Consider the following 26,068-nt stretch of genomic DNA (forward strand, 5'->3'; position numbering starts at 1 on the left):
GAAAGATTAATAAAAGGTGGCAATATGCCTGACTCGTCTTCTCTTCTACTTGGCGCTGACCTTGCCGGTCAGCCGATTGCTCAATCGTTGCGCCTGGCAAATCGTCACGGTTTGATCGCGGGGGCCACCGGTACGGGTAAAACCGTCACCCTTCAACGCTTGGCTGAACAGTTCAGTGATGCGGGCGTGGCCGTATTTGCCGCCGACATAAAGGGCGATCTGTGCGGGCTGGGTGCAGCGGGCAACCCCCAAGGCAAAGTCGCCGAGCGCATTGGCACCATGCCGTGGCTTAACTATCAGCCCAAGGCTTATCCGGTAACGTTGTGGGACATAGACGGTAAAACGGGCCATCCATTGCGCACAACATTGAGCGAAATGGGGCCGTTATTGCTCGGGAGTCTGCTGGAGTTGACCGATAGCCAGCAATCGGCACTGTATGCAGCCTTCAAAGTGGCTGATCGTGAAGGGCTATTGCTGCTGGATTTAAAAGATCTCAAAGCTTTGCTTAATCATCTGCGTGATAACCCTGAAGTGTTGGGCGACGACGCGGCCTTGATGACTACGGGGTCAACTCAAGCGTTGTTGCGTCGCCTCTCAACACTTGAACAGCAAGGCGCAGAGGCGCTGTTTGGTGAGCCTGCTCTGCAACTTGGGGATATTTTGCAACCTGCCAGCGATGGTCGAGGTCGGATTCACCTGCTTGACGCCAGTCGCTTGGTACATGAGGCGCCCAAGGTGTATGCCACCTTCCTGTTGTGGCTACTGGCTGAGCTTTTTGAGCAGTTGCCAGAGCGCGGCGATGCCGATAAACCCTTGCTGGCGCTGTTTTTTGACGAGGCGCATTTGCTCTTTGCCGGAACGCCCAAGGCGTTACAAGACCGTCTGGAGCAAGTGGTGCGGTTGATACGCTCCAAAGGCGTCGGGGTTTATTTTGTGACTCAGTCGCCTGCTGACTTACCCGATACCGTACTCGCCCAATTGGGCTTGCGTATCCAGCATGGGCTGCGGGCGTTCACGGCCAAGGAACAAAAGTCGCTGAAGGCTGTGGCCGAAGGGTTTCGCCCTAATCCGGCATTCGATGCGTTAGCGGTACTGACCGAGCTGGGTACGGGCGAGGCACTGGTCGGCATGCTTGAGGAAAAAGGTACGCCGGCCATGGTGCAGCGGGTAATGATTGCGCCGCCGCAGTCGCGAATCGGCCCGCTGACGGAAGCAGAACGCGCTGCGCTGATAGCCACCTCGCCGCTGCAAGGGCGTTACGACAAACCGATTGATCGGGAATCAGCCTATGAAGTGCTGATGGCGCGCAAGGGGCAAGCGCCAGAAAATGCTGAGCAAGCCAAGCCCGAGCCGGGGTTGCTGGATCAGGCGGGGGCCTTTCTGGGCACGACGGCGGGCAAGGCATTGCAGTCAATGGCGCGTCAGGCTGCGAGTCAGATGGGCCGTCAATTGATCCGTGGTTTGATGGGTTCGCTATTGGGCGGCAGCAAGCGTAAATAATCCATCGCTGCGCATGTTGCTGGTTATTGCAGGGCACGTCCCTCAGGTCTGTGAGGGGCCTTTAGGTTTGGCATGACTGGCCAGCCGTTCGAGTGCTGCCCGTAATGCCGGGTCAGAGATGCCGTCCGCGGTGGCTTGAATGGTCTGGCCGGCATCGACTGACAGGTCGAGTGTATGACCGGCCACTTTGGCCATCACCGTGGGCGGCTGCACTTTGAACAGAATGCGGGTCAGGCTGGCGAATTCGTCAAATGCCTGAAGTTGGCGCTGCAAGCGCTTTTGCTGATAGCGCAGGCGAGTGGCCCAATGTCCGTCAGTCACGATTAGCAAAAGACTGCCTTCACGCCAGGAAGCCACGTGACAATGTTCGCGGGCAGCCGGCTGTAATTGGCTTTCAAGCAGGCGCTGCAAGTGCGCCAGACGCTTTGCGTGGCCAAAAATAGCTTTGAGGGGCTTGGCCTCGCGCAGCAGAACGGAGGGTGCCCGTGCCGGGTGTGGGCGAAATGCCATGTGCAGACACCTGATAGAACAGAGCCGTAATCTTAGCAGAAACCGCCCGAATCACTCGTCCTGCTCAGGGGTTGATTAAGAATATTTGTGAAATCAATGAGTAACTTATGCGTCTGATGGGTTGAAGTTCGGCCAAAAGGCCTTATTTTAGTGAGGCCCCGTCACAACGCTGCACCAGTATCGTGGAATAACGCCACTTTCCTCACCGACGTTTCCGGGTAGAATGCTCGCTCGCATGCGGCCATCAGGGCTGCTCGGGCGACTCACGGGGCCGCCCTCCATCCCTATGTGTGGAAGATCCTGCCGATATGTTTGCGCCTTTGTTAAAGAAACTTTTTGGAAGCAAGAACGAGCGCGAAGTTAAACGCATGCTCAAGACGGTACAGATCGTCAACTCACTCGAAGAGCAAATGGTTGCCCTGACCGATGAGCAATTGCGCGCCAAGACCGAAGAGTTCAAGGCCCGCATAGCCAAAGGTGAGACCCTTGACCAATTGTTGCCGGAAGCCTTTGCGGTCTGTCGTGAAGCAGGCAAGCGCGTCATGGGCATGCGCCACTTTGACGTTCAGTTGATCGGTGGCATGACCTTGCACGAAGGCATGATCGCAGAAATGCGTACCGGTGAAGGCAAGACCTTGGTCGCAACGCTGGGTGTTTACCTCAACGCGTTGTCCGGCAAGGGCGTACACGTTGTGACCGTGAACGACTATCTTGCACGCCGTGATGCCAACTGGATGCGTCCGCTTTATGAATTCCTCGGCCTGACGGTCGGCGTGGTTACGCCGTTCCAGCCGCCTCAGGAAAAGCGTGAAGCCTACGCAGCCGACATCACTTACGGTACCAACAACGAGTTCGGTTTCGATTACCTGCGCGACAACATGGCGTTCAGCATGGAAGAGAAATTCCAGCGAGAGCTGAATTTCGCCGTGATCGACGAAGTCGACTCCATCCTGATCGATGAAGCCCGTACACCGTTGATCATCTCCGGTCAGGCTGAAGACAGCTCCAAGCTGTACATTGAAATCAACAAGCTGATCCCGCGTCTTGAACAGCACATTGAAGAAGTTGAAGGCGAGGTGACCAAGCAGGGTCACTACACCATCGACGAGAAGACCCGTCAGGTCGAGCTCAATGAAGCGGGTCACCAGTTCGTTGAAGAGATGCTGACCCAGATCGGTTTGCTCGCAGAAGGCGAAAGCCTGTACTCGGCGCACAACCTGGGCCTGCTGACTCACGTATATGCAGCTCTGCGCGCGCACAAGCTGTTCAACCGCAACGTTGAATATATTGTTGAAGACGGTCAGGTGTTGCTGGTTGATGAGCACACCGGCCGTACCATGCCGGGCCGTCGCCTGTCCGAAGGCCTGCACCAGGCCATCGAAGCCAAAGAAGGTCTGAATATTCAGGCAGAGAGCCAGACATTGGCCTCGACCACCTTCCAGAACTACTTCCGTCTGTACAACAAACTGTCCGGTATGACCGGTACAGCTGACACTGAAGCGTTCGAATTCCACCAGATCTACGGTCTGTCGGTGATGGTTATTCCGCCGAACAAGCCGTTGGCGCGTAAAGACTACAACGACCTGGTGTTTCTGACCGCCGAAGAGAAATACGCGGCCATCGTGGCTGACATCAAGGAATGCATGGCCAAAGGCCGTCCAGTTCTGGTGGGTACAGCGACCATCGAAACCTCCGAGCACATGTCCAACCTGTTGAATCAGGAAGGTATCGAGCACAAGGTTCTGAACGCCAAGTTCCACGAAAAAGAAGCTGAAATCATTGCACAGGCCGGTCGTCCGGGTGCGCTGACCATTGCCACCAACATGGCCGGTCGTGGTACTGACATCCTGTTGGGCGGTAACTGGGAAGTCGAAGTGGCCTCCCTTGAAAACCCGACCCCTGAGCAGATCGCCCAGATCAAGGCTGACTGGCAGAAACGCCACCAGCAAGTGCTGGAATCGGGTGGCCTGCATGTGATCGCTTCCGAGCGTCATGAATCGCGCCGTATCGACAACCAGCTGCGCGGTCGTGCCGGTCGTCAGGGTGACGCGGGTTCGAGCCGTTTCTACCTGTCGCTGGAAGACAGCCTGATGCGCATCTTCGCCTCTGACCGGGTGAAGAACTTCATGAAGGCCCTGGGCATGCAGTCTGGCGAGGCGATTGAGCACCGCATGGTGACCAACGCAATCGAAAAAGCTCAGCGCAAGGTTGAAGGTCGCAACTTCGATATCCGTAAGCAATTGCTGGAGTTCGATGACGTCAACAACGAACAGCGTAAAGTGATTTATCACATGCGTAACACGTTGCTGGCCGCCGACAATATCGGTGAAACCATCGCGGACTTCCGTAAAGACGTGCTTGAAAGCACCGTTAGCGCTCACATTCCGCCACAGTCGTTGCCGGAGCAGTGGGACGTTAAAGGGCTGGAAGCTGCGATCGAAACCGGCTTTGGTGTCAAGCTTCCGATCCAGCAATGGCTCGACGAAGACGATCACCTGTACGAAGAAACCCTGCGCGAGAAGTTGCTGGACGCTTTGCTAGAGGCTTATCGCGAGAAAGAAGAGCAAGCCAGCCCGGAAGCGTTGCGCACGTTCGAGAAGCAAATTGTCCTGCGCGTGCTGGACGACTTGTGGAAAGATCACTTGGCGACCATGGATCACCTGCGTCACGGTATCCATCTTCGTGGCTATGCGCAGAAGAACCCGAAGCAGGAATACAAGCGCGAGTCGTTCAACCTGTTTTCCGAGCTGCTTGATTCGATCAAGCGCGATTCGATCCGCGTGTTGTCGCACGTCCAGGTTCGTCGCGAAGATCCGGTAGAAGAAGAGTCCCGTCTGCGTCAAGAAGCCGAAGAGCTGGCTTCGCGGTTGCAGTTCGAGCATGCCGAAGCACCGGGTCTTGATGAGCCTGAAGCGTTGGCTCAGGTGCTCGAAGGCGCCAGTGTGGAAGAAGTGGTACAGGCTACCGAACCTGCTCGTAACGAGCAGAAACTGGGTCGCAACGAGCTGTGCTACTGCGGCTCGGGCAAGAAATACAAGCATTGCCACGGGCAGATCAATTAACGCCTGCTTCAACTGCTGAAACACCTGCGCCGCGACCGGCCTTAGCCGTCGCGGCGTTTTACCATTGAATTCCCGCCCCCTTTGTGGCGGCGCACAGAACTTTTTGAGGAGCGCGTCATGGCTGTTGGTCTTGGTCCTTTGCCTACTTTGCACCCGGTAGCCGGTTTTGAGTTGGGTATTGCTTCAGCCGGTATCAAGCGTGTGGGCCGTAAGGACGTGGTGGTGATGCGCTGCGCCGAAGGTTCCAGCGTGGCAGGGGTGTTCACGCTGAATGCCTTTTGCGCCGCGCCTGTGATTCTGGCCAAGCAACGCGTACAAGGCCCGATTCGCTATCTGCTGACCAACACGGGCAATGCCAACGCGGGCACAGGCGAGCCAGGTCTGGTAGCTGCAACCCGCACCTGTGCAAAATTGGCAGAGCTGACGGGCGTAGATGCCAGTGCGGTACTTCCGTATTCCACAGGCGTGATCGGCGAGCCATTGCCGGTCGAGAAGATCGAAGGGGCCTTGCAAGCAGCGCTGGATGATTTGTCCGAGAACAACTGGGCGCAAGCGGCCACCGGTATCATGACCACTGACACCTTGCCTAAAGGTGCCAGCCGTCAGTTCGAACATGAAGGTGTGACCATCACTGTGACGGGTATCAGCAAGGGCGCGGGCATGATTCGACCCAACATGGCGACCATGCTGGGCTACATCGCAACCGACGCTAAAGTATCCCGAGAGGTGCTGCAAAACCTGCTGCTCGACGGTGCCAACAAGTCGTTCAACCGCATCACGATCGATGGCGACACTTCCACCAACGATTGCTGCATGTTGATCGCCACAGGTAAAGCGGCATTGCCTGAAATCACCGAAGCCAGCGGTCCGCTGTTCAGCGCGCTGAAACAGGCGGTGTTAGAGGTGTGCATGGACGTGGCGCAGGCCATCGTGCGAGACGGCGAAGGCGCGACCAAGTTTGTGACCGTTGAAGTGAATGGCGGCGCTAATCATCAGGAATGTCTGGACGTGGGTTACACCGTGGCCCATTCGCCATTGATCAAGACTGCGCTGTTTGCCTCCGATCCGAACTGGGGTCGTATTCTGGCGGCCGTGGGCCGAGCCGGTGTGCCAGATCTGGATGTCAGCAAAATCGACGTGTTCCTGGGTGAAGTGTGCATCGCCAGCGGCGGCGCGCGTTCAGCCACTTACACCGAAGAGCAGGGGGCGGCCGTGATGGCTCGTGAAGAGATCACCATCCGTATCGAGTTGGGTCGTGGTGATTGCAGCGAGACCATTTGGACCACCGACTTGTCTCATGAATACGTGAAAATCAACGCCGAATACCGTACCTAAGTCGTCTCGACATGGCGGGCCTTTCTGTTGAGTCTGTAAGACTGGCCCGTATGTAAACCCGGTTATCGACCTGACTGAAGGAAGCAAAAGAGTGAAGCGAGTTCATGTGGCTGCGGCCGTTATCCGAGGCACAGACGGCAAAATTCTGATCGCTCGTCGCACTGACGCTCAGCATCAAGGCGGTTTGTGGGAGTTTCCGGGCGGCAAAGTCGAGCCGGGGGAGACGGTAGAAGCTGCGCTTGGGCGCGAACTGCAAGAAGAGCTGGCAATTGTAGTGAGCGCTGCACGACCTTTGATCAAGGTTCAGCACGATTACCCGGATAAGCAGGTATTGCTGGATGTTTGGGAGGTGTCGGCCTTTACCGGCGAGCCTCGAGGTGTCGAAGGCCAGCCCTTGGCGTGGGTGTCTGCACGTGACTTGCCTGAGTATGAATTTCCGGCAGCAAATCAGGCGATTGTGACGGCTGCCCGTTTGCCCGATCAGTATTTGATCACACCGGACGGGCTGGAAACCCCTGAGTTTTTGCGCGGTTTGCAGAAGGCCATCGCGGGCGGTATCAAACTGGTTTCGTTGCGCGCGCCCAACGGTTATGACCCCAAATACCGCGACTTGGCGGTGGATGCGACTGGGTTATGTGCAGGCAAGGCGCAGTTGATGCTCAAAGGGCCGTTTGAGTGGCTGGGGGATTTTCCCTCCGCGGGCTGGCATGTGACCGCTGATCAATTACGCAAGTACGCCGCCAAAGGGCGCCCACTTGCAAAAGATCGCTGGTTGGCAGCTTCCTGCCATAACGCTGAAGAGTTGGCATTGGCTGAGCAAATGGATGTGGATTTCGTGACGCTGTCGCCGGTGCTGCCGACGCAGACTCATCCCGATGCGCAGCCATTAGGCTGGCAGCAGGCGCAGCAATTGATCGCGAACTTCAGCAAGCCGGTGTTTCTTCTGGGCGGCCTGGGGCCGGATGATCGGCAACAGGCGTGGCAGGCGGGGGCTCAGGGCGTGGCCGGGATCCGCGCATTCTGGCCAAAGGTTTAAGCTTGCCAAGCTCAACGTAGCAGTTGACGAGTAGTACGAGACTACGTTCGACGATGCAATCGTCGCAAGCGCTGTGAAATACGGTATCTCAGACTCCCAAAGCCGGCCATAGTGATGTGCCTCTAGCACCGGGTTGAATGTTGCTGCGACGGCTTTGCCGCCGATCGCAGCCTCGCAGAGCTCGTCAGCTCCTACAGGAGCTTTGCCCGCCCTGTTTATCAGGTGTTCTTGACATTGCCAAGCGCTCAAACTTGAGGCTTTAGTGCGGCCTGCCACAGAATTTCAGCTACGCCTTGGCGCCTGGCAATCAGCCTCGCCGCGACAAACAGCAAGTCCGACAATCGATTGATGTACGCCAATCCCACGCCGGCCAACGGTTCCAGCGCATTCAGTTGCTGGCATCGCCGCTCCGCACTGCGTGCCACGCTTCGGCACACATGGGCCTGAGCAATCAGGCTTGAGCCTCCAGGCAGAATAAAATTCTCCAGTGGCCCCACTTCTTCATTCCAGCGATCAATCACGGCTTCCAGACGTTCAATCTCATGGTTATCGAGCGCCTGATACACCGGCATGGCCAACTCACCGCCGAGGTCAAACAGTCGATGCTGGCAAGGCTCCAGCACTTCAATCAGCTCGTTTAATCCTGGAAATGTCGCGCTCTGCTCGACGAGTCCTGCCAGTAGCAAACCCACCTGACTATTGAGTGTGTCGACTTCACCTATAGCTTCTATACGCGGGTGATCCTTGGGCACGCGGCGGCCGTCCCCAAGGCCGGTTTCGCCTTTGTCGCCGGTGCGGGTGTAAATTTTAGATAAGCGAAAGCCCATGGTTACAATTCCACTGTGGTTGATTCGTGTGGCATTGGATTGACAGCCAGCGGCAGGCGCAGAGTGAAACAGGTCCCTTGCCCCTGGGTTGAGTGCACTTCCATTTGGCCTTTGTGGTTATTGGTAATAATGAAGTACGACACTGACAGGCCAAGGCCTGTGCCCTGTCCGACTTCCTTGGTAGTAAAGAACGGCTCAAAAATCCGTTTGCGCACAGGCTCCGGCATGCCGACACCATTGTCTTCGACCTGAATTTCAGCCCACGGCGGATTGAGCTTTGTGCGCAGGATGATATGCCCTGGTTGATGCTTGTCAGGGCGTTGGTGGATCGCTTGTGCGGCATTCTTCAGCAGATTTAGCAGTACCTGCTCAAGCTCGTTGGGAATGCACGGCACGGGGCCCAGATGCGGATCGAACTGGCGGGTAACCGCATGCCCCTTGAAGTCAAAACCGATGGTCAGGTCAAAGTCATTGCTGGCGATGTCCAGCGCCTGATCAATCAGTGCGGGTAAATCGCAGGGGCTCATTTGTCGATTGCTGCGCCGACTGAAGCTGAGCATGTGGGTGACGATTTTTGCTGCCCGTGCACCAGCCTGTTGAATCCCGTCGAGCAATTTTGGAACTTCCCGGGCCTGCAAGTAGCGGTTGATGGCGTCCAGTTCGATGCCGACCTGTTGTGCCTGTTCAATATTCTTGGGCAGCTCGCTGGACAGGCGTCGGCGAATGTTTTGGACGTTATGCAGAATGGCGCCGAGCGGATTGTTTATCTCATGTGCCATGCCTGCCGCCAGCCCGCCGACGGAGAGCATTTTTTCCGATTGCACCATTAAGTCTTCCAGAGAAAGCCGCTGCGTGATGTCATCGATTCGAATCACCACGCCGCGTCCGCCTCCGCCTGTCAGCGGGTAGAAGGTTAACGCGTAATGCCGGGCTTCCTCGCCCTGACCCCAAGTGACCCGCTCTATCTTTACAACCCGATGGTTATCAATAGTGTCTTTGAGTTGCGGCAGAAAAGGTTTGAGGGGTTCAAAGGCAAGGTAAATCGGCTGATTGAGGGCTTCATCCAACTGAGTGCCCGAGAGGGCGCTGGCTTCCTGGTTCCACTGAGTGACATAGAGCTGCTCGTCCAGAGCGATCAGCGCCGAAGGCATGGAGTCGATAATGCTGTTCAGGTATTTCTGAAATCCGGTCAGTTTTTTCTCGATCTTGCTGCGAACCTGGACTTCCAGCTCCAGCTTGCGATTGGTATGACGGGTCTCCTCGGCAAGCGCCTGAGCCTGATCGTAAGCCGCCTGGGCTTCATCCCGCGCGCGTTTGAGCTCTTGCTCACGGGCTTCAATGCGCGACAGCATGGTGTTAAATGCCTCGGCCAGGCTGCCAATTTCGTCGTTGTTACCTGCCGTTGCCCGCAATGCGTAATTTTCTTCTCGGGTGACTTGCCGAGACAGTTCTTCAAGGCGGTGAATGGGTTGGGTAATCAAGCGTTTGATCTGTCGGGCCACAACGAACCAGAGCAGGGCGCTGAAAATCAGAATGCCCACGCTGGCGGTAAAGGTGCCGGTATAAAAGGCCATAGGTAACTCGCTGCTGGCAATCAGCAGCAGATGGCCGGGATTGCCGTCGCCATGAGGCAGTCGCGACAATTGAGTGCTGCGCAACTCGGTCAGGCGCCACGCTTCAATTTGATGATAGCTTTTGGGCAGATCCAGGCGTTCGCCGTGTTGCAACTGCGCCAGAAGATTGCCAGCACCGTCATAAATAGCGGCGGCGCGCAGGGGCGCATAGGTGCCGATTTCATTAAGCAGGGCCTGGGCACTCTGCTCAGAATCAAGTGCATTGGCGACCAGATCCGGTTTCGATGCCAGCTGACCAAGGGTTTGCAAGGCTTGAGGCGCGGTGCTCTCGTGGGAAATCCAGTAAGCAGCGCTGATAAACGTCAGATTGGCAACAAGCAAGACCGTGGCCAGTAAGACGAGCAGGGCGGCCAGCAGCTTCTGGCCTACCGGAAGGTTTTCAAGGCGCTGGCGCAAGGGCATGGTGGTGTCGTCTGCAGAAGAACAAGTCAGCAGGGTAGCGCGGGCCTCAGGCGCAGGGCAATCCGTGCTGTTGCAAGTGTTCGCGGAGGCGCTGGTGCAACGCCTGTAAATGCACCGCATTAAATTGCCTGTCATGCGCAGCGGCGCAGGCGTAGCCGAGCAAATAGCTGATTTCAGTGCGACGGCCTTGGGCGACGTCCTGATGCATGGAGGAGTAGTTGTTGGCGGTGGCCTGGATTACACGATTCACTTCCGAGATCAGATCGCGCGCGGCTTCAGACTGGCCGCAGTGCGCCAGCAAGTTGCTCAGTTCAATACACAGCAAGTTGACTTCGTCGCTGTGGCGTTGCAAGTCGCCGTTACGGCAGTTGTAAAGAACGGTCAGAGGGTTGATCGCACAGTTCAAAGCCAGTTTGCGCCACAAACGCGTCAGGATATTCGCGCTCCACTCGTGGCTTATGCCGCTTTGTTGAAGCTCTTTGAGCCACGATGGTGGGGCACCCTGAGCGCTCTCGCCCAGCCAAGTGTGGCCGTGACCGGCATGCACTACTCGCCAGTCACTCTCACGAAAAGCCCCTTCCGTGCTGGAAGCAAAAATACAGCGTGCCTGTGGCACAAGATTGGCGACCGCTTGTTGGCTGCCGAGCCCGTTTTGCAGCAGAATCAACTCTGCATCGGGGCTTAACCGCCCAGCGATTTGCGCGACGGCGCGTTCTGCGTCATACGCCTTGCACGTCAGCAGTAAGCGCCGGATGGGCTCGTCGGTTTCAGGGGTTTGAGCCTGAATATCAAACCGTTGCGAATGGTTACCTTCGACCAGTGTTAAACCCTGTGCTTCTTTATACAGGCGCAAGCGGTCTGCGTTACGCACGATCAGCGTGACAGGCAGGCCTGCTCGGGCCAGTCGCGTCGCCCACAAGATGCCCATGCTTCCTGCACCCAGAATGTGCCAGGTTGCTTGAGCCTCAGCGGTTGTGTGGGGCGAAGTGGGGTGCAAGGTTGAGTCGGGCATGTATGCTCGCAAGTGAATGATGCTTAAGAACCGCTATAATGCTGGCGCATTTTAACTGTCAAGCCTGGCGCGCTCCATCTGTGTTGAGCGCGCCCTTTGTTATTGGAGAAAATCACATGCCTTCGTTCGACGTGGTATCCGAACTGGACAAACACGAAGTTACCAACGCAGTCGAGAACGCCGTCAAAGAGCTGGATCGTCGTTATGACCTCAAAGGCAAAGGCTCTTTTGAATTCAAAGAGAAAGACCTCACCGTCAATATGACTGCTGAGGCTGACTTTCAGCTGGAGGCAATGATCGAGATTCTCAAGCTAGCGCTGATCAAACGCAAGATCGACGCGCAATGCCTTGAAATCAAAGATGCCTATGCGTCCGGTAAGTTGATGAAGCAGGAAGTGGTGCTTAAAGAAGGCATCGACAAAGAGCTGGCGAAGAAAATAGTCGCTCACGTCAAGGACGCCAAGCTTAAAGTTCAAGCAGCAATTCAGGGTGAGCAAGTCCGTATCACGGGGAAAAAGCGCGATGACTTGCAAGAGGCAATCGCAGCGCTGCGTGCCAAGACATTCGACTTGCCGCTGCAATTCAACAATTTCCGCGACTGATGACTGGCCTGGGAACCTCTGGGCGTTGGCGACGTCCGAATTTCCCGGGCACTGCATAAACGACTAGGCTTAAGTCGTTGCTCTAAATCGTCGCAGGGAATGAGGTAAGGAGAAATACGTGGATTTGAATGCTGAAGTTGATCAGTTGATCAAGGCCTCACAGGCCTGGGTCCCGATGATTATGGAATATGGCAGTCGTGTGCTGCTGGCATTGGTTACCCTGGCGGTAGGCTGGTGGTTGATCAACAGGCTGACAGTCAAGATTGGGCAATTGCTGGCGCTGAGAAAGGCTGACCTGGCGTTGCAAGGCTTTATCAGTAGCCTGGCCAATATCATTCTCAAAATTTTACTGGTCGTCAGCGTTGCTTCGATGATCGGTATTCAGACCACGTCGTTCGTGGCTGCGATAGGTGCTGCCGGTTTGGCTATCGGTCTCGCCTTGCAGGGCAGTCTGGCAAACTTTGCGGGTGGGGTACTGATCCTGTTGTTTCGTCCATTCAAGATTGGTGACTGGATCGAGGCGCAGAGCGTAAGCGGCACCGTCGACAGTATTCAGATCTTCCATACTGTATTGCGTACCGGTGACAACAAAACGGTCATCGTGCCAAACGGTAATCTGTCTAACGGCATCATTACCAACTACAACCGCCAACCTACCCGCAAGGTCGTTTTTGATGTCGGCGTCGACTACGAAGCAGATCTGCAAAAGGTTCGTGAGGTGTTGCTGGCTATGGCTGATGACCCGCGGGTGCACAAGGACCCAGCACCGGTGGTGGTTGTGAGCACGCTGGGTGATAGCGCCATTACCATGTCTTTGCGTGTTTGGGTCGATACCCCGAATTACTGGGATGTGCTGTTTATGTTCAACGAGCACGCTCGCGACCGTTTGAAGGCGCAAGGGGTGGATATTCCTTTTCCTCAGCGTGTCGTTCGTGTCGTACAGGAAGTGCCCGCTCAATAAACCGTTAGCAATGCGGGAATAATCAACTAAAGGGGCCTAGGCCTCTTTAGTTGTTTCTGTGCCGAGATAAAGGTTTAGAGGGTTATATCTGACGTTCAAGTAGAAGTGAAAGCTCTTGTGTTCAAGTACGATAGTTAGCTTGCTATATATAAATATGTTGAGGACAAATAAAAAGCCACGCCCTATTAAAAGGGCGTGGCTTTCATACAACATCGTTATGTAGCGAATGCTCAGGGCATTAATTACAGGATGTTGAAAGGGTACTCTACAATGACGCGAACATCGTTGGTGTCCGCACCGTAGTTGCTGGTAGTGCGGTAGATAGCGCTACGCAGACGGAAAGACAAGTCTTTTGCCGGGCCTTCCTGCATCACGTATTTGCTCTCGAAGTCAAATTCGTGCTCTTTACCTTCGCCAGTGTCAGTGGAGATGTTGTCGCCTTTGACGTAGCGAGCCATAAAGCTCAGACCTGGTACGCCGTAGCTGGCCATGTTCAGGTCGTAGCGACCCTGCCATGAGCGTTCGTCTTTACCGTTGAAGTCGGAGTACTGCACGGAGTTGGCGAGGAAAATAGTGCCGCCGCCATCTACGCCGTAGTAGTAACCGCTATCACCGGTGGAGCGCTGGTGAGCAAGGGTGAACTTGTGGGCGCCGATGCTGTAAGCCGCTGCCAAGCTCCAGATTTTGTTGTCGACATTACCTGCGCGCTCTTCACCTTGGCTCGACGTTCTGTACCCGTTGAGGTCGAAGTTAAGGGCTTGGGATTCAGCGATAGGCAGGGTGTAGTTGAGGTTGACGTATTGCTTCTTGAAGTACTCGTCAACATCGGACGCTGCCACGCCACCGACCAGGTTGTCAGTGAACTGATAGGTTGCACCAGCAATGTTTGCGGCGGTCAGGCCGGGCTCGTGCGGGCCGTTGATGCTGTCACGTGCCATGCCGGTCTGCGAACTCAGAGCGGTGAAGCGGCCTGCAGAAAGCTCCAGGCCTTTGATTTCCTTGCTGGTAATCAATGTGCCGGTGGCGACTTCTGGCAGCAAGCGGCTGTCATCGGTAGAGAAAACCGGGCTTGCCACAAACTGGTTGCCGTATTTCAACACGGTATCAGAAAGGCGGAATTTAACAGCACCACCGATTTTCGATTGGCTGTCTTCCGGAGAACCGTCGCTTCTGCTGCCAAACAGACCGTTGCCCTGGCGACCAGCGCCGCCGTCCAGACGCAGAGTGCCCATGGCGAATGCATCCACACCGACACCGACGGTGCCTTGGGTGAAGCCGGATTCGTAGTTAAGCAGTTCGCTCAGACCCCAATCTTCGCGATAGCCACTTTTGCCGCCATTGGTAGGGTTGCTGGCACCGTTACGGAAGTCACGGTTCATGTACAGCATGCGGGTTTTGGAAGTCAGTGTGCTGTCTTCGATAAAACCTTTGGATTCGTCCTGGGACGAGGCCATTGCGAACTGCGTAGTACCAGCTGAAACAGCCAGTGCGATCATGCTCCACTTCATCACGCGCATCGTGATTTGCTCCTTTGGTTTTAGGAAGAGTACTGCCGTCCCCACCTTAATTTTTATCTGGGGCGGCTCTTTCTTTTTGTGTCGGCGAAAACTTATATCACGCCGGCCATGTTGGCGATACTTGGTCTCATAAGCTTTCAGTTTCTTTACAGCAATGCCGCAACAGCATAGCTGTGAACGGTATTTCAGCTATTTTCTTGTGCCATTAATACCTGCTGACACATAAAAAACATTCTGAATCCATTCAGGAGTATCTGGCGCCGTTGAGTGACCTGTTATTGACTGCCTGGCCAATGCCCACGACGCAGGCCGTAACGGCTCTATCGAGAGGTTATGCAACAAGCATGCTCAAAAGGGGCAGGCGCGTTGAAAATATTTTTACGGATTTACAGATTTAGACAAAGCATCCGGATGCAGCTCGGATAGGTCGTACATTCTGCAAGCTTGGTCCGGGTTAATTTCCTTCGGCAGGTCAATCCTGGTGCGATGTGATTGGATAAAGCGTTACCGGTTAACACTTGTTGGGGTAGTCGGTGACGTTTTGGGGGCGCTCAGTCACCCATGCTGTTCAGTTTTGGTGCACAAATGTCTGGCGTCTGTTGCTTATCCATTGGTGCTCCATTCCACATGCGAGCCCGAAGAGGGTGTCGTGATCTGGAAAGCAATCAAGAGTATCCTTTCGGTCTTTGAGCTAGCACCTCGTGAGCCATGGGTGCGAGTTAAAACACAATTCCCCGATGATCAGGAGAGCACGCAGTGTTTACTTTGGATACACGTCTTGACCAAGACACTTGGCTGATTGGGGATCTACCCTTATGCCGCTTGCTGCTGTCCAATGATTCGAATTACCCGTGGTTTATCCTGGTGCCGCGGCGTGAGGGTATTAGCGAATTGTTTCAGTTGGATGACGATGACCAGAAACTGATGTGGAGCGAAACCACGACCTTGGCGCGAGTACTCAAAGAGCTGTTTGGTGCGCACAAGATGAATGTAGCAACGCTGGGTAATGTGGTCAGCCAGATGCACATGCATGTGATTGTGCGTTATCGAACGGATGCCGCGTGGCCCGCTCCGGTATGGGGCAAACTCCCGGCAAAGCCTTACGTAGAAGCTCAAGTGAGCGACATTCGCAGCAAGTTAAAAGAGGCTTTCACTTTTTTGGAGGATAAGTCGTGACGCTTGAAGAGCGAGTGATGGACCTTGAGAGCCGTTTGGCTTTTCAAGATGACACCATTCAGTCATTGAATGATGTATTGGTAAAACAGCAGAACACAGTAGACCGTTTGCAGGCGCAGATGGCCGTATTGCTAAAACGCCAGGAAGAAATGGGCGGGCAGTTTGAGTCGTTTGAGGAGGAAGCTCCGCCACCACATTACTGAGCGTTCAAGCAGGCAATAAAAAACCGCGATCAGCTGGGCTGGTCGCGGTTTTTTTACAGGCTTGTATCAGCGGCGCGGCAGGGCTGCGATCACATCTTCAGCTTGCAGGCCTTTGTCGCGGTTCATAACCGAGAACTCAACGCGCTGCCCTTCCACCAATACTCGGTGGCCTTCGCCACGAATGGCGCGAAAGTGGACAAAAATATCATCCCCGGAATCTCGGGAGATAAAGCCGAAACCCTTGGAGGTGTTAAACCACTTCACAGTCCCGGTGTCGCGGTTGGCCATGTCATAACTTTGCGAGGAGGAGGCCGGCGACGATTTGTAGAGGTTGATGATCAGGTGCAGCGCAACGGCAAGCACGGCAGGAACCAGACTAAGCAAGACAGCTGGTTGTTCGCCAATCGGCAGCAGCAGGCCGAACAGGGTCAGCGTTTGAAGAACAACAGACAGCACCAGCAAGGCGCTTACCAAATTTTGCAGTTGATGACGTGGGCCTTTGTTCCAGTACGGAATGACCGGAGCCAATGTCAGGTTAAGCAGGCCAAGAAAAGCCAGATAAAGAGCATCGTTGTGTTGCAGGTAAGGTACGGCGTCGGTTTGAAGGCTAGGAATGAAGGACAGCAGCAAGGCAGCTGCGCCCGTTATCAGGTGGACGATTTTCAACATTTTTAATTAACTCGCATTAAGACGGATCGCAAGGAAGAGCTGGTTACGCACGGTTCGTTTTGAAAAAAATGGAAAGGTCAGGCACGTGCGGGTATCAGCCTATGCACTGCCGCCAGAAACTTGGCGAAAGCGACACGCTGCCTATTTAACAGCAAAGCCAAGGCCTTCTCAAATTAAGTGCATGGGCGGGCCTGTGTTCGAGTTCTTTCGCGGGGCACAGGCAGAATCGGCAATTCTTCGAGGAAGGGCCCGTTCTAGAGGGGGTTTTGGTGCGTTTTGCCGATGCATGGCTCATCCGTTTATAGCACTTTGGGTGTGAGAATGAGTGTCGATTCGGTAGGGATAATTACCGTTGGTCGTTTTTGTATCGTGCCAGCGCTAAATGGGCGTGAAGGTCCTGCCTTTTAATGCGATTAGAACCCTGAGTAATAAAGCGATATGGATAACAGCAGGGTGAGGCTTGGTTGTAAGGATAAAGTTGCCATAGAAGTGGCGGATTAATAGTAAGGATCGAAGTTTGTCCACTTGCTTCATGGCAGGCGTTCGTGAAGGTGGCTGTCTGCAACTCTCTATGAAGGGGCCTGTGGGTGGCGCTCACCTGCCACGGGCTGGGGGTGATTGTATTCTCCTGCTTGACCCAGAGCTCTCCTACACGCTTGAGGGTGTGGTCTGCTGGATAAGAACCTTTACATAATGTTTTATGAGGTGTGTCCAATTGGAAAATATAACTAACTTTAATGGCGTAGCAATGGAGTATTTTTGGTATGGGACGATTATTACGGCAGGAAAGTACAGGGGGCAGATTATTGCAGAGAGTTAGAATAGATCCCGTTATTCTGGATTTTGGTATGACCCTGGCAAAGCCACTTTCAAGGTCGGTAAGGTTAAATGGTTTTGCCACCTGTCTGAGGCTTGAGGAAGTGTATTGGGATGTGCTGTCCGATATTTCGCGAAGTAATGAGTGCTCAATAAACGCGCTGCTTTCCTACATTGATAGAGAGATTCATCTGCGGCATGGCGGTGTAAAGAATTTCAGCGGCCTCATTCGAGTCGTCTGCGTCATGCATCTGCTGAAGGCTGCACGGGCCTCGCACAGTGCGCCCCCTAGACAGGTGTTTATGGTTTGATCCTGGGTCTCAGGCCGAGCCGGGATGTTCGATGGCTTGTATTGTTTCTAAATTCATGGTGCATTTGAAGCGCAATGGCGATTCCTGCGGCTGCAATAGCTCGATTTACCAGATATAATCTCGCGCTTTGCTGTGTGGCCCTCTGTCTATAGGGTTGCCGCTAACGGATTGTCGAGATACGCCGATGCCTATGTACGATTACCAATGCGCTTCCTGCGGTCATCAGCTGGAAGCCATTCAAAAAATCAGTGACTCGCCACTGGTTGATTGTCCTGCCTGTCAGGCTCCTGAGCTGAAAAAGATGCTGTCCATGCCAGGTTTTCGCCTAAGCGGCACTGGTTGGTATGAAACAGACTTCAAGACAGGCTCGAAAAAGAATCTGGCAGGCGGCGACAAGTCCGACTGAGGTCGGGCGAAGGCAGTCTGAACACAAGCGGGCTCTTGCAGTGTTATCAGCACCGACGGTGCGCAAGACCTCCATCGAATTTCGAATTACGAGAAGTGAAACCACTACCATGATGCGCAGCCATTATTGCGGCCAACTGAACGAAAGCCTGGACGGCCAGGAAATTACCCTTTGCGGATGGGTTCATCGTCGCCGTGACCACGGTGGGGTGATTTTCCTCGATATCCGTGATCGTGATGGTCTGGCCCAAGTGGTGTTCGACCCGGACCGCGCTGAAACCTTCGCCGCTGCTGACCGTGTGCGCAGCGAATACGTAGTTAAAGTAACGGGCAAGGTGCGCTTGCGTCCTGCCGGTGCCGGCAACACCAACATGGCTTCGGGCATGATTGAAGTGCTGGGCTATGAGCTTGAAGTGCTGAACGAAGCGGAGACTCCACCGTTCCCGCTGAACGAATTTTCTGATGTGGGCGAAGAAACGCGTCTGCGCTACCGCTTTATCGATCTGCGTCGCCCTGAGATGCTCGAAAAGCTGCGTTTGCGTTCGCGCATGACCACCAGCATTCGTCGTTACCTCGACGAAAACGGCTTCCTGGACGTTGAAACCCCTATTCTGACCCGTGCCACCCCTGAAGGCGCGCGGGACTATCTGGTGCCGAGCCGTACCCACGCGGGTTCGTTCTTCGCACTGCCGCAATCGCCTCAGCTATTCAAACAGCTGCTGATGGTGGCCGGTTTTGACCGTTACTACCAGATTGCCAAGTGCTTCCGCGACGAAGACCTGCGTGCCGATCGTCAGCCTGAGTTTACTCAGATCGACATCGAAACCAGCTTTCTCGATGAAAAAGACATCATGGGCCTGACCGAAGGCATGATCCGCAACCTGTTCAAGGAAGTGCTGGATCTGGAGTTCGGTGAATTCCCGCACATGACCTTTGAAGAAGCCATGCGCCGTTACGGTTCCGATAAGCCTGACCTGCGTAACCCGCTGGAACTGGTAGACGTTGCCGATCAGCTCAAAGATGTCGACTTCAAGGTGTTCAGCGGCCCGGCCAATGACCCGAAATGCCGTATTGCTGCACTGCGTGTACCGGGTGCTGCGAGCATGCCGCGCAAGCAGATCGACGACTACACCAAGTTTGTTGGCATCTATGGTGCCAAAGGCCTGGCTTACATCAAGGTCAACGAGCGCGCTAAAGGCGTAGAAGGCCTGCAGTCGCCGATCGTCAAGAACATTCCGGAAGCGAACCTCAACGTGATCCTTGATCGCGTCGGCGCAGTTGACGGCGATATCGTGTTCTTCGGCGCCGACAAGTCCAAGATCGTGAGCGAAGCCCTGGGCGCGCTGCGTATCAAGGTTGGTAACGACCTGAACCTGCTGACCTGTGAATGGGCACCGATGTGGGTTGTGGACTTCCCGATGTTCGAAGAGAACGACGACGGCAGTTTCAGCGCCTTGCATCACCCGTTCACTGCGCCAAAATGCTCCCCTGAAGAGCTGGCTGCCAGCCCGGCCACCGCGCTGTCCCGTGCCTACGACATGGTATTGAACGGTACTGAGCTGGGTGGCGGGTCCATCCGTATCCACCGCAAGGAAATGCAGCAAGCTGTGTTCCGTCTGTTGGGTATCGACGAGGCCGAGCAGGAAGAGAAATTCGGCTTCCTGCTGGACGCTTTGAAATACGGTGCGCCACCGCACGGTGGTTTGGCTTTCGGTCTGGATCGTCTGGTGATGCTGATGACTGGCGCTCAGTCTATTCGTGAAGTGATTGCCTTCCCGAAAACCCAAAGCGCTGCCTGTGTCATGACCCAGGCGCCTGGCGCGGTAGACGCTAAAGCATTGCGCGAGCTGCATATCCGTTTGCGTGAACAGCCTAAGGCTGAGTAAGACTGACCCCAAGGGCGCATCTTCGGATGCGCCTTTGTCATTGGGTCGAGAATTTTTATTGCGGGTCATGGCATGTGCCGGGCCGGCAAGGTTTCATAAAGGATTCGGAGTAGGTTATGGCAGGTCATTCTAAGTGGGCGAACATCAAGCACCGCAAAGAGCGTCAGGATGCCAAAAAAGGCAAAATCTTCACCAAGTGGATTCGTGAGCTGACTGTTGCTGCCCGTCAGGGCGGTGCCGATCCTGGCTCCAACCCGCGCCTGCGTCTGGCACTGGACAAAGCCCTTGGTGCGAACATGAGCCGCGATATCATCGATCGTGCGGTCGCGCGTGGCGCGGGTGCTGCCGATACTGATGATATGGTCGAGCTGAGCTACGAAGGCTATGGGCCGGGTGGCGTTGCGGTGATGGTCGAGTGCATGACCGACAATCGCAATCGCACAGCCGCTGCTGTCCGTCATGCGTTTAGCAAATGTGGCGGCAATCTGGGTACCGATGGCTCAGTGGCCTATCTGTTCGAGCGCAAGGGCCAGATCTCCTACGTTGCGGGTGTGGATGAAGATGCTTTGATTGAAGCTGCGATGGAGGCGGATGCCGACGACGTGGTGACCAATGAAGACGGTTCCATCGATGTGTTCACCTCGTTCACCAGTTTCTATGCGGTGCGTAATGCATTGGAAGCGGCAGGATTCAAACCGGCAGACGCCGAAATCGTGATGCTGCCGACCACCAGTGCCGAGCTGGATCTGGAGGGCGCCGAAAAAGTGCTCAAATTGATCGATATGCTCGAAGACCTGGATGACGTGCAAAACGTGTACTCCAACGCTGAAATCCCTGACGCGGTGCTGGAACAGCTAGCCTGATACCAGGGGGCTGTTCCCGATCCTGAAAGCCGGAGCTGCACCGTCGCGATGATCGCGGCGCTGTGCACCTCCGGCTTCTGCCTTTAAGCTGTCCGGGTATGTGCCGGTGGGCGTCACTTCATAAGCTGTAGGCGTTATGACTCTAATTCTTGGTATCGATCCTGGCTCGCGAATCACCGGTTATGGCGTCGTGCGCGACACGGGCCGTGGTTGCGTGTACGTGGCGTCGGGCTGTATTCGTACAGGCAGTGGTGAACTGCACGAGCGGCTACAAATTGTTTATCGCGGCGTTCGAGAGGTTATTCAGACCTACGGGCCGGTGACGATGGGCATTGAAAAGGTTTTCATGGCCCGCAACGCCGACTCGGCGTTAAAGCTGGGGCAGGCGAGGGGGGCAGCTATCGTGGCTGGCGCGGAAGAAAGTCTGGAAATTGCTGAGTACTCCGCCACTCAAGTCAAGCAGGCAGTGGCTGGCACAGGGGGCGCCAACAAAGAGCAGGTGATGATGATGGTCATGCATTTACTCAAGCTGACCATCAAGCCGCAGATCGATGCTTCGGATGCTCTGGCCATTGCGCTGTGCCATGCCCATACCCGCTCCAGTCTTTTGCCTCACGGTCTGGGGGCGGCGCGCAGCCGAGGCGGCCGCCTTCGTCTTTAAAGCCGTTTTTAATGTTATTAAGCTTGCTGACAGGGTGTTTTGCGCAATGATGCAGCCTTGTCCTTCTAGGTGTCAGCCAATGTGCTGGCCAACGAAAAGGATCTGAAACGTGATTGGACGCTTGCGCGGCACCCTGGCTGAAAAACAGCCGCCGCACCTGATTCTTGATGTAAATGGCCTGGGCTACGAGCTTGAAGTGCCGATGACCACACTCTATAGGTTGCCGTCCCTGGGTGAGCCGCTCACCCTGCATACGCATTTGGTCGTTCGCGAAGACGCACAGTTGCTCTATGGTTTTATTGGTAAGCGCGAGCGCGACTTCTTTCGTGAGTTGATCCGGCTTAATGGCGTGGGGCCCAAGCTGGCGTTGGCGTTGATGTCCAGTCTGGAAGTGGATGAGCTTGTACGCTGTGTTCAGGCTCAGGATACGTCTGCCTTGACCAAAGTGCCGGGTGTCGGCAAGAAAACAGCCGAGCGCCTTTTGGTCGAACTTAAGGATCGCTTTAAGGCGTGGGAGCAAGTGCCGAGCATGTTTGCGCTGGTGCCCAATCAGCCGGATTCGCCGGTTCAAGTGGCGAGCGCAGAAAGTGATGCAGTCAGTGCCCTGATTTCTTTGGGTTATAAGCCTCAGGAAGCCAGCAAGGCGGTGGCTGCCATCAAAGACAAGACATTGAGCAGTGAAGACATGATTCGCCGCGCCCTTAAGGGAATGATTTAAGTGATTGAAGCTGATCGTTTGATAACCGCTTCCAGTGGACGGGACCGGGAAGAAGTCCAGGATCGTGCGATCAGGCCTTTGAGTCTGGCGGACTATATTGGCCAGCCCACCGTGCGTGAGCAAATGGAGCTGTTCATTCAGGCGGCTCGCGGGCGTTCAGAGTCACTGGACCATACGTTGATTTTCGGCCCGCCAGGGCTTGGCAAGACCACGCTGGCCAACATCATTGCTCAGGAAATGGGGGTGTCGATCAAAAGCACCTCGGGGCCAGTGCTGGAGCGGCCGGGTGATCTGGCTGCATTGCTGACCAATCTTGAGCCGCACGATGTGTTGTTCATTGATGAAATTCATCGCTTGTCGCCGATTGTTGAGGAAGTCCTGTACCCGGCAATGGAAGACTTCCAGCTGGACATCATGATTGGTGAGGGGCCCGCAGCGCGATCGATCAAGCTTGATCTGCCTCCGTTCACCCTGGTAGGCGCAACAACGCGCGCGGGGATGTTGACCAACCCGTTGCGTGACCGCTTCGGGATTGTGCAGCGGTTGGAGTTTTACAGCACCGACGATCTGGCGACGATTGTCAGTCGTTCAGCAGGTATCTTCGGTTTGCCTCTGGACCCTGAAGGCGCTTATGAAATAGCGCGCCGTGCGCGTGGTACACCGCGAATCGCCAACCGTCTGTTGCGTCGAGTGCGCGACTTTGCCGAGGTGCGTGCCAAGGGGCACATCACCAAGCCGGTGGCAGACCTGGCGTTGAACCTGCTGGACGTTGATGAACATGGTTTCGATCATCAGGACAGACGCTTGCTGTTGACTATGATTGAGAAGTTCGATGGTGGTCCGGTTGGGGTGGACAGCCTAGCGGCGGCAATCAGCGAGGAACGCCATACCATTGAAGATGTGCTTGAGCCGTATCTGATTCAGCAGGGTTACATCATGCGTACGCCGCGGGGGCGGGTGGTTACCCGGCATGCCTACTTGCACTTCGGTCTTAACATTCCGTCGCGCCTGGGGGATATGCCTGTCGCAGACGAGTTTCTAAACGTTTCTGACGATTAATAAGCATTTTAAAGTCGATTTTTTTGGGGTTTCTGCTGTCCTAAGGTCTGGCGCTTGAAATCTTCGGTCTTAAAGTCGTAATAGCGTAAAAAACAGTGGTTTGGCGGATTGGCAACCTGAGGAGTAAGCACTAGAGTATGCGCGCGCAAAACAGGCTTGAGCCGTTCGCACATCGATGTCGCGTTTATTACGAAGACACCGATGCGGGTGGCGTCGTGTATTACGTAAATTACCTAAAGTTTATGGAGCGGGCTCGAACTGAAAGGCTGCGGGAATTGGGGTTTTCCCAGTCCGAGCTGGCAGGCGAGAACCTGTTATTTGTCGTGCATTCCAGCGAGGCGCGTTACCACGCACCGGCGCGACTGGACGACGAACTGTTGATTAGCGCGCAAGTGATAGAACTCAACCGGGCCAGTCTGCGTTTCAAGCAGCAGGTGTGGCGAGCGGCGGATGCAACGCTGCTCTGTGAAGGGCAGTTTTTGGTGGCCTGTGTGCGCGCCGATAGTTTTAAACCCCGGGCCATTCCCGAAGCTTTACGTACGGCCTTTGCCGACGTGAGCGGCACGGGTAAACATTTAGAGCAGGAGATACAGCGTGGAAGCTAACGTCGTCGACCATTCCTCCATGTGGAGCTTGGTCAGCAATGCCAGCATTGTAGTGCAGTTGGTAATGTTGACCCTGCTGGCCGCATCGGTTACCTCGTGGGTCATGATTTTTCAGCGCAGCACTATGTTGCGCGCCGGTCGACGTGCCCTCGAAAGCTTTGAGGAGCGCTTCTGGTCGGGTATCGATCTGTCAAAGCTGTATCGTCAGGCAGGCAGCAATCCGGACCCTGATTCGGGCGTCGAACAAATTTTCCGCGCCGGTTTCAAAGAGTTCTCGCGTCTGCGTCAGCAGTCGGGTGTCGACCCTGAGGCGGTAATGGAAGGTGTTGCGCGGGCCATGCGCGTTGCGATTTCCCGCGAAGAAGAAAAGCTGGAGCAGAGCTTGCCGTTCCTGGCCACTGTCGGCTCCGTAAGCCCTTACATCGGTCTGTTTGGTACGGTATGGGGCATCATGAACTCCTTCCGCGGTCTGGCTACAGCGCAGCAGGCCACGTTGGCGACGGTTGCACCCGGTATTGCCGAGGCCCTGATTGCGACGGCTATCGGTCTGTTTGCTGCCATCCCGGCAGTAATTGCTTACAACCGCTTTGCCGCCCGCAGTGAAACCCTGATCAGCCGCTACTACACCTTCGCCGATGAATTCCAGGCGATCCTGCACCGTAAAGTGCACACCAGCGAAGAATAAGCAGGTAATTTCCAATGGCTTTAATCGCTCGAGCTCGCAAAAAGCGCAAGCCGGTCGCTGAAATGAACGTAGTGCCCTACATCGACGTGATGTTGGTGCTCCTCGTCATTTTCATGGTGACGGCACCGATGCTCAACCAGGGTGTGAAGGTTGATCTGCCCAAGGTCTCTAGCGAGGCTTTGCCGCAGGACAACAACACTCAGGTTCTGACTATCTCGATCAAAGCTGACAAGACCTACTTCTGGAACCTTGGCAGCGAAGTTGACACCGAAAAGCAGATGGACAAGGCCATGACCTTGCCGCAGATGACTGACGCTGTGACTAAAATCATTCGCGCAGGCAATGAGGGTGGCAAACAGACTCAGGTCTTTATCCGCGGCGACAAAACCGTTGATTACGGCGCGGTGATGGGTGCCATGGGCGGCTTGCAGAAAGCCGGGGTCGGGAATGTTGGCTTGATAACCGAGGCTCCCTGATGCGCGAACAGCGGGAGCCGTCCGCCTCTGAAAATTATTTTTGGCCTACAGTCTGGGCGGTAGGTTTGCACGTTCTGATTTTTGGCATGCTGTTCGCCAGCTTTGCCATGACACCAGAGCTGCCGCCCTCCAAGCCGATTGTTCAAGCGACCCTGTACCAGTTGAAGTCCAAAAGTCGGGCGACCACTCAGACCAATCAAAAGATTGCGGGTGAGGCGAAGAAATCCGCCGCGCGCCAGACTGAAGTTGAACAAATGGAACAGAAAAAGGTTGAGCAAGAGGCCGTAAAAGCCGCCGAACAAAAGAAAGACGAGTCTGCTGAAAAAGCAGCTGAAGCCAAGAAGGCAGACGAAGCCAAAGCGAGCGAAGCTAAAAAGGCGGATGAGGCCAAGAAGTCTGATGAAGCCAAAAAAGCCGATGATGCCAAAAAGGCAACAGAAGCTAAAAAAGCCGAAGAGAAAAAACTCGCGGACATAGCCAAGAAGAAGTCCGAAGAGGAGGCCAAGAAGGCCGCGGAAGAAGAAGCCAAGAAAAAGGCTGCTGAGGACGCCAAGAAGAAAGCGGCCGAAGATGCGAAAAAGAAAGCCGACGATGCTAAGAAAGCAGCTGAGGATGCCAAGAAAAAGGCCGTAGCAGACGAAGCGAAAAAGAAAGCCGCCGAAGATGCGAAGAAAAAAGCGTCTGCCGATGCAGCCAAGAAAAAGGCCGTAGAAGCAGCACGCAAATCGACCGAAGAGAAAAAGGCCCAGGCCTTGGCAGATTTGCTTTCTGATACACCGCAACGTCAGCAGGCTTTGGCCGATGAGCAGGGTGATGAGGTTGCCGGTAGTTTCGATGACCTGATTCGGGCTCGTGCAGCAGAAGGGTGGGCTCGTCCACCATCGGCTCGCAAGAACATGACAGTTGTTCTTCAAATCGGCATGTTGCCGGATGGCACTGTAACGTCAGTCACAGTGGCCAAATCCAGTGGTGATGGCCCGTTTGACAGTTCGGCTGTGGCAGCGGTCAAGAACATTGGCCGTTTAACGGAGATGCAGGGTATGAAGCCCAGCGATTTTAATCCTTATCGATCGTTCAAGATGACATTCACACCTGAGGATCTAGCCTTGTGATTAAACTTTTTCGAGGACTGTTGGT

Annotated in this window: 25 protein-coding genes and 1 pseudogene; 19 read left to right on the top strand and 7 right to left on the bottom strand. The window is 55.0% G+C overall.

All coding sequences use genetic code 11. From position 1 onward, the window contains the following. The first annotated feature begins 24 nt into the window (after positions 1–24). A complete protein-coding gene (locus tag ACI7MX_RS13275) occupies positions 25–1,500 on the top strand; it encodes a helicase HerA-like domain-containing protein (protein WP_405589146.1) in 1,476 nt (491 codons plus the stop codon). A gap of 42 nt (positions 1,501–1,542) precedes the next feature. On the opposite strand, the gene ACI7MX_RS13280 is transcribed toward ACI7MX_RS13275, so the two are convergent. Beyond that, a complete protein-coding gene (locus tag ACI7MX_RS13280; protein ID WP_314488676.1) occupies positions 1,543–2,010 on the bottom strand; it encodes a DciA family protein in 468 nt (155 codons plus the stop codon). Between the two features lie 308 nt (positions 2,011–2,318). Between ACI7MX_RS13280 and secA the strand changes: the two genes are divergently transcribed. The 3 genes from secA to ACI7MX_RS13295 all read left to right on the top strand — a co-directional run bounded on the left by secA (position 2,319) and on the right by ACI7MX_RS13295 (position 7,443). Continuing rightward, a complete protein-coding gene (gene secA / locus ACI7MX_RS13285; RefSeq protein WP_405589143.1) occupies positions 2,319–5,072 on the top strand; it encodes a preprotein translocase subunit SecA in 2,754 nt (917 codons plus the stop codon). A gap of 117 nt (positions 5,073–5,189) precedes the next feature. Further along, complete coding sequence (gene argJ, locus ACI7MX_RS13290; protein ID WP_405589140.1) at positions 5,190–6,407, top strand: bifunctional glutamate N-acetyltransferase/amino-acid acetyltransferase ArgJ; 1,218 nt, start codon at positions 5,190–5,192, stop codon at positions 6,405–6,407. Positions 6,408–6,498: 91 nt separating this feature from the next. Next, positions 6,499–7,443: a Nudix family hydrolase gene (locus ACI7MX_RS13295; protein ID WP_405589137.1), complete on the top strand. Its 945-nt coding sequence runs from the start codon at positions 6,499–6,501 to the stop codon at positions 7,441–7,443. A 245-nt stretch (positions 7,444–7,688) separates the two neighbouring features. Here the strand turns inward: ACI7MX_RS13295 and ACI7MX_RS13300 are convergent, their stop codons facing one another. From ACI7MX_RS13300 to ACI7MX_RS13310, 3 genes are read right to left on the bottom strand one after another with little or no spacing between them, the layout of a single operon-like run. Continuing rightward, positions 7,689–8,270: a cob(I)yrinic acid a,c-diamide adenosyltransferase gene (locus ACI7MX_RS13300; RefSeq protein WP_314488685.1), complete on the bottom strand. Its 582-nt coding sequence runs from the start codon at positions 8,268–8,270 to the stop codon at positions 7,689–7,691. Positions 8,271–8,272: 2 nt separating this feature from the next. Then, a complete protein-coding gene (locus tag ACI7MX_RS13305) occupies positions 8,273–10,306 on the bottom strand; it encodes an ATP-binding protein (RefSeq protein ID WP_405589133.1) in 2,034 nt (677 codons plus the stop codon). Between the two features lie 46 nt (positions 10,307–10,352). After that, positions 10,353–11,318, bottom strand: coding sequence for a putative 2-dehydropantoate 2-reductase (locus ACI7MX_RS13310; RefSeq protein WP_405589130.1), 966 nt, complete (start codon positions 11,316–11,318; stop codon positions 10,353–10,355). A gap of 116 nt (positions 11,319–11,434) precedes the next feature. On the opposite strand from ACI7MX_RS13310, the gene ACI7MX_RS13315 reads away from it, so the two are divergent. Both ACI7MX_RS13315 and ACI7MX_RS13320 read left to right on the top strand, forming a co-directional pair. Beyond that, the gene (locus ACI7MX_RS13315) at positions 11,435–11,920 is read left to right on the top strand and encodes a YajQ family cyclic di-GMP-binding protein (protein ID WP_122783108.1); all 486 of its coding nucleotides are present in this window, start codon (positions 11,435–11,437) and stop codon (positions 11,918–11,920) included. A gap of 175 nt (positions 11,921–12,095) precedes the next feature. Beyond that, a complete protein-coding gene (locus ACI7MX_RS13320; protein ID WP_405589207.1) occupies positions 12,096–12,881 on the top strand; it encodes a mechanosensitive ion channel family protein in 786 nt (261 codons plus the stop codon). Between the two features lie 242 nt (positions 12,882–13,123). On the opposite strand, the gene ACI7MX_RS13325 is transcribed toward ACI7MX_RS13320, so the two are convergent. Further along, on the bottom strand, positions 13,124–14,398 hold the full coding sequence (locus tag ACI7MX_RS13325; RefSeq protein WP_314488697.1) for an OprD family porin: 1,275 nt from the start codon (positions 14,396–14,398) through the stop codon (positions 13,124–13,126). 756 nt (positions 14,399–15,154) lie between these two features. Here ACI7MX_RS13325 and ACI7MX_RS13330 point away from each other — a divergent pair. Then, positions 15,155–15,574, top strand: a complete 420-nt coding sequence (locus ACI7MX_RS13330; RefSeq protein WP_314488699.1) for an HIT domain-containing protein — start codon at positions 15,155–15,157, stop codon at positions 15,572–15,574. Continuing rightward, complete coding sequence (locus tag ACI7MX_RS13335) at positions 15,571–15,777, top strand: SlyX family protein (protein WP_314488702.1); 207 nt, start codon at positions 15,571–15,573, stop codon at positions 15,775–15,777. Before ACI7MX_RS13330 ends, ACI7MX_RS13335 begins: the two co-directional genes overlap by 4 nt. 66 nt (positions 15,778–15,843) lie before the next feature. On the opposite strand, the gene ACI7MX_RS13340 is transcribed toward ACI7MX_RS13335, so the two are convergent. Continuing rightward, entirely contained in the window at positions 15,844–16,065 is a 222-nt protein-coding gene (locus tag ACI7MX_RS13340; RefSeq protein ID WP_205993822.1) for a cold-shock protein, read from the bottom strand. A 108-nt stretch (positions 16,066–16,173) separates the two neighbouring features. Next, positions 16,174–16,446: pseudogene (locus ACI7MX_RS13345) on the bottom strand (cold shock domain-containing protein membrane protein); the annotation flags it as partial. 764 nt (positions 16,447–17,210) lie between these two features. Here ACI7MX_RS13345 and ACI7MX_RS13350 point away from each other — a divergent pair. From ACI7MX_RS13350 to tolA, 11 genes are all read left to right on the top strand, one after another. Continuing rightward, a complete protein-coding gene (locus ACI7MX_RS13350) occupies positions 17,211–17,573 on the top strand; it encodes a ribbon-helix-helix domain-containing protein (RefSeq protein ID WP_314488708.1) in 363 nt (120 codons plus the stop codon). Positions 17,574–17,757: 184 nt separating this feature from the next. Then, positions 17,758–17,979 (top strand): FmdB family zinc ribbon protein, encoded by a 222-nt coding sequence (locus ACI7MX_RS13355; protein WP_003441220.1) that lies wholly within the window; start codon positions 17,758–17,760, stop codon positions 17,977–17,979. Positions 17,980–18,088: 109 nt separating this feature from the next. After that, positions 18,089–19,864 carry an aspartate--tRNA ligase gene (aspS, locus tag ACI7MX_RS13360; protein WP_122783115.1) on the top strand — a complete coding sequence of 592 codons (1,776 nt, stop codon included), beginning with the start codon at positions 18,089–18,091 and terminating at the stop codon, positions 19,862–19,864. 116 nt (positions 19,865–19,980) lie between these two features. Beyond that, positions 19,981–20,727 carry a YebC/PmpR family DNA-binding transcriptional regulator gene (locus tag ACI7MX_RS13365; RefSeq protein ID WP_122783116.1) on the top strand — a complete coding sequence of 249 codons (747 nt, stop codon included), beginning with the start codon at positions 19,981–19,983 and terminating at the stop codon, positions 20,725–20,727. 136 nt (positions 20,728–20,863) lie between these two features. Then, the gene (gene ruvC, locus ACI7MX_RS13370) at positions 20,864–21,388 is read left to right on the top strand and encodes a crossover junction endodeoxyribonuclease RuvC (RefSeq protein ID WP_405589122.1); all 525 of its coding nucleotides are present in this window, start codon (positions 20,864–20,866) and stop codon (positions 21,386–21,388) included. A 109-nt stretch (positions 21,389–21,497) separates the two neighbouring features. After that, a complete protein-coding gene (gene ruvA / locus ACI7MX_RS13375; protein ID WP_314488713.1) occupies positions 21,498–22,106 on the top strand; it encodes a Holliday junction branch migration protein RuvA in 609 nt (202 codons plus the stop codon). Continuing rightward, a complete protein-coding gene (gene ruvB, locus ACI7MX_RS13380; RefSeq protein ID WP_122783118.1) occupies positions 22,107–23,165 on the top strand; it encodes a Holliday junction branch migration DNA helicase RuvB in 1,059 nt (352 codons plus the stop codon). A gap of 137 nt (positions 23,166–23,302) precedes the next feature. Then, entirely contained in the window at positions 23,303–23,770 is a 468-nt protein-coding gene (ybgC, locus tag ACI7MX_RS13385) for a tol-pal system-associated acyl-CoA thioesterase (RefSeq protein ID WP_122783119.1), read from the top strand. Next, positions 23,760–24,455 (top strand): protein TolQ, encoded by a 696-nt coding sequence (tolQ, locus tag ACI7MX_RS13390; protein WP_122783120.1) that lies wholly within the window; start codon positions 23,760–23,762, stop codon positions 24,453–24,455. The genes ybgC and tolQ overlap by 11 nt, the downstream gene beginning before the upstream one ends. 23 nt (positions 24,456–24,478) lie before the next feature. Next, the gene (gene tolR, locus ACI7MX_RS13395) at positions 24,479–24,931 is read left to right on the top strand and encodes a protein TolR (protein WP_167654288.1); all 453 of its coding nucleotides are present in this window, start codon (positions 24,479–24,481) and stop codon (positions 24,929–24,931) included. Then, entirely contained in the window at positions 24,931–26,043 is a 1,113-nt protein-coding gene (tolA, locus tag ACI7MX_RS13400) for a cell envelope integrity protein TolA (protein WP_405589117.1), read from the top strand. Before tolR ends, tolA begins: the two co-directional genes overlap by 1 nt. Positions 26,044–26,068: the final 25 nt, after the last annotated feature.

Origin of the sequence: Pseudomonas sp. 2024-210 (genome assembly GCF_045062345.1) — a bacterium.
Lineage (GTDB): Bacteria > Pseudomonadota > Gammaproteobacteria > Pseudomonadales > Pseudomonadaceae > Aquipseudomonas.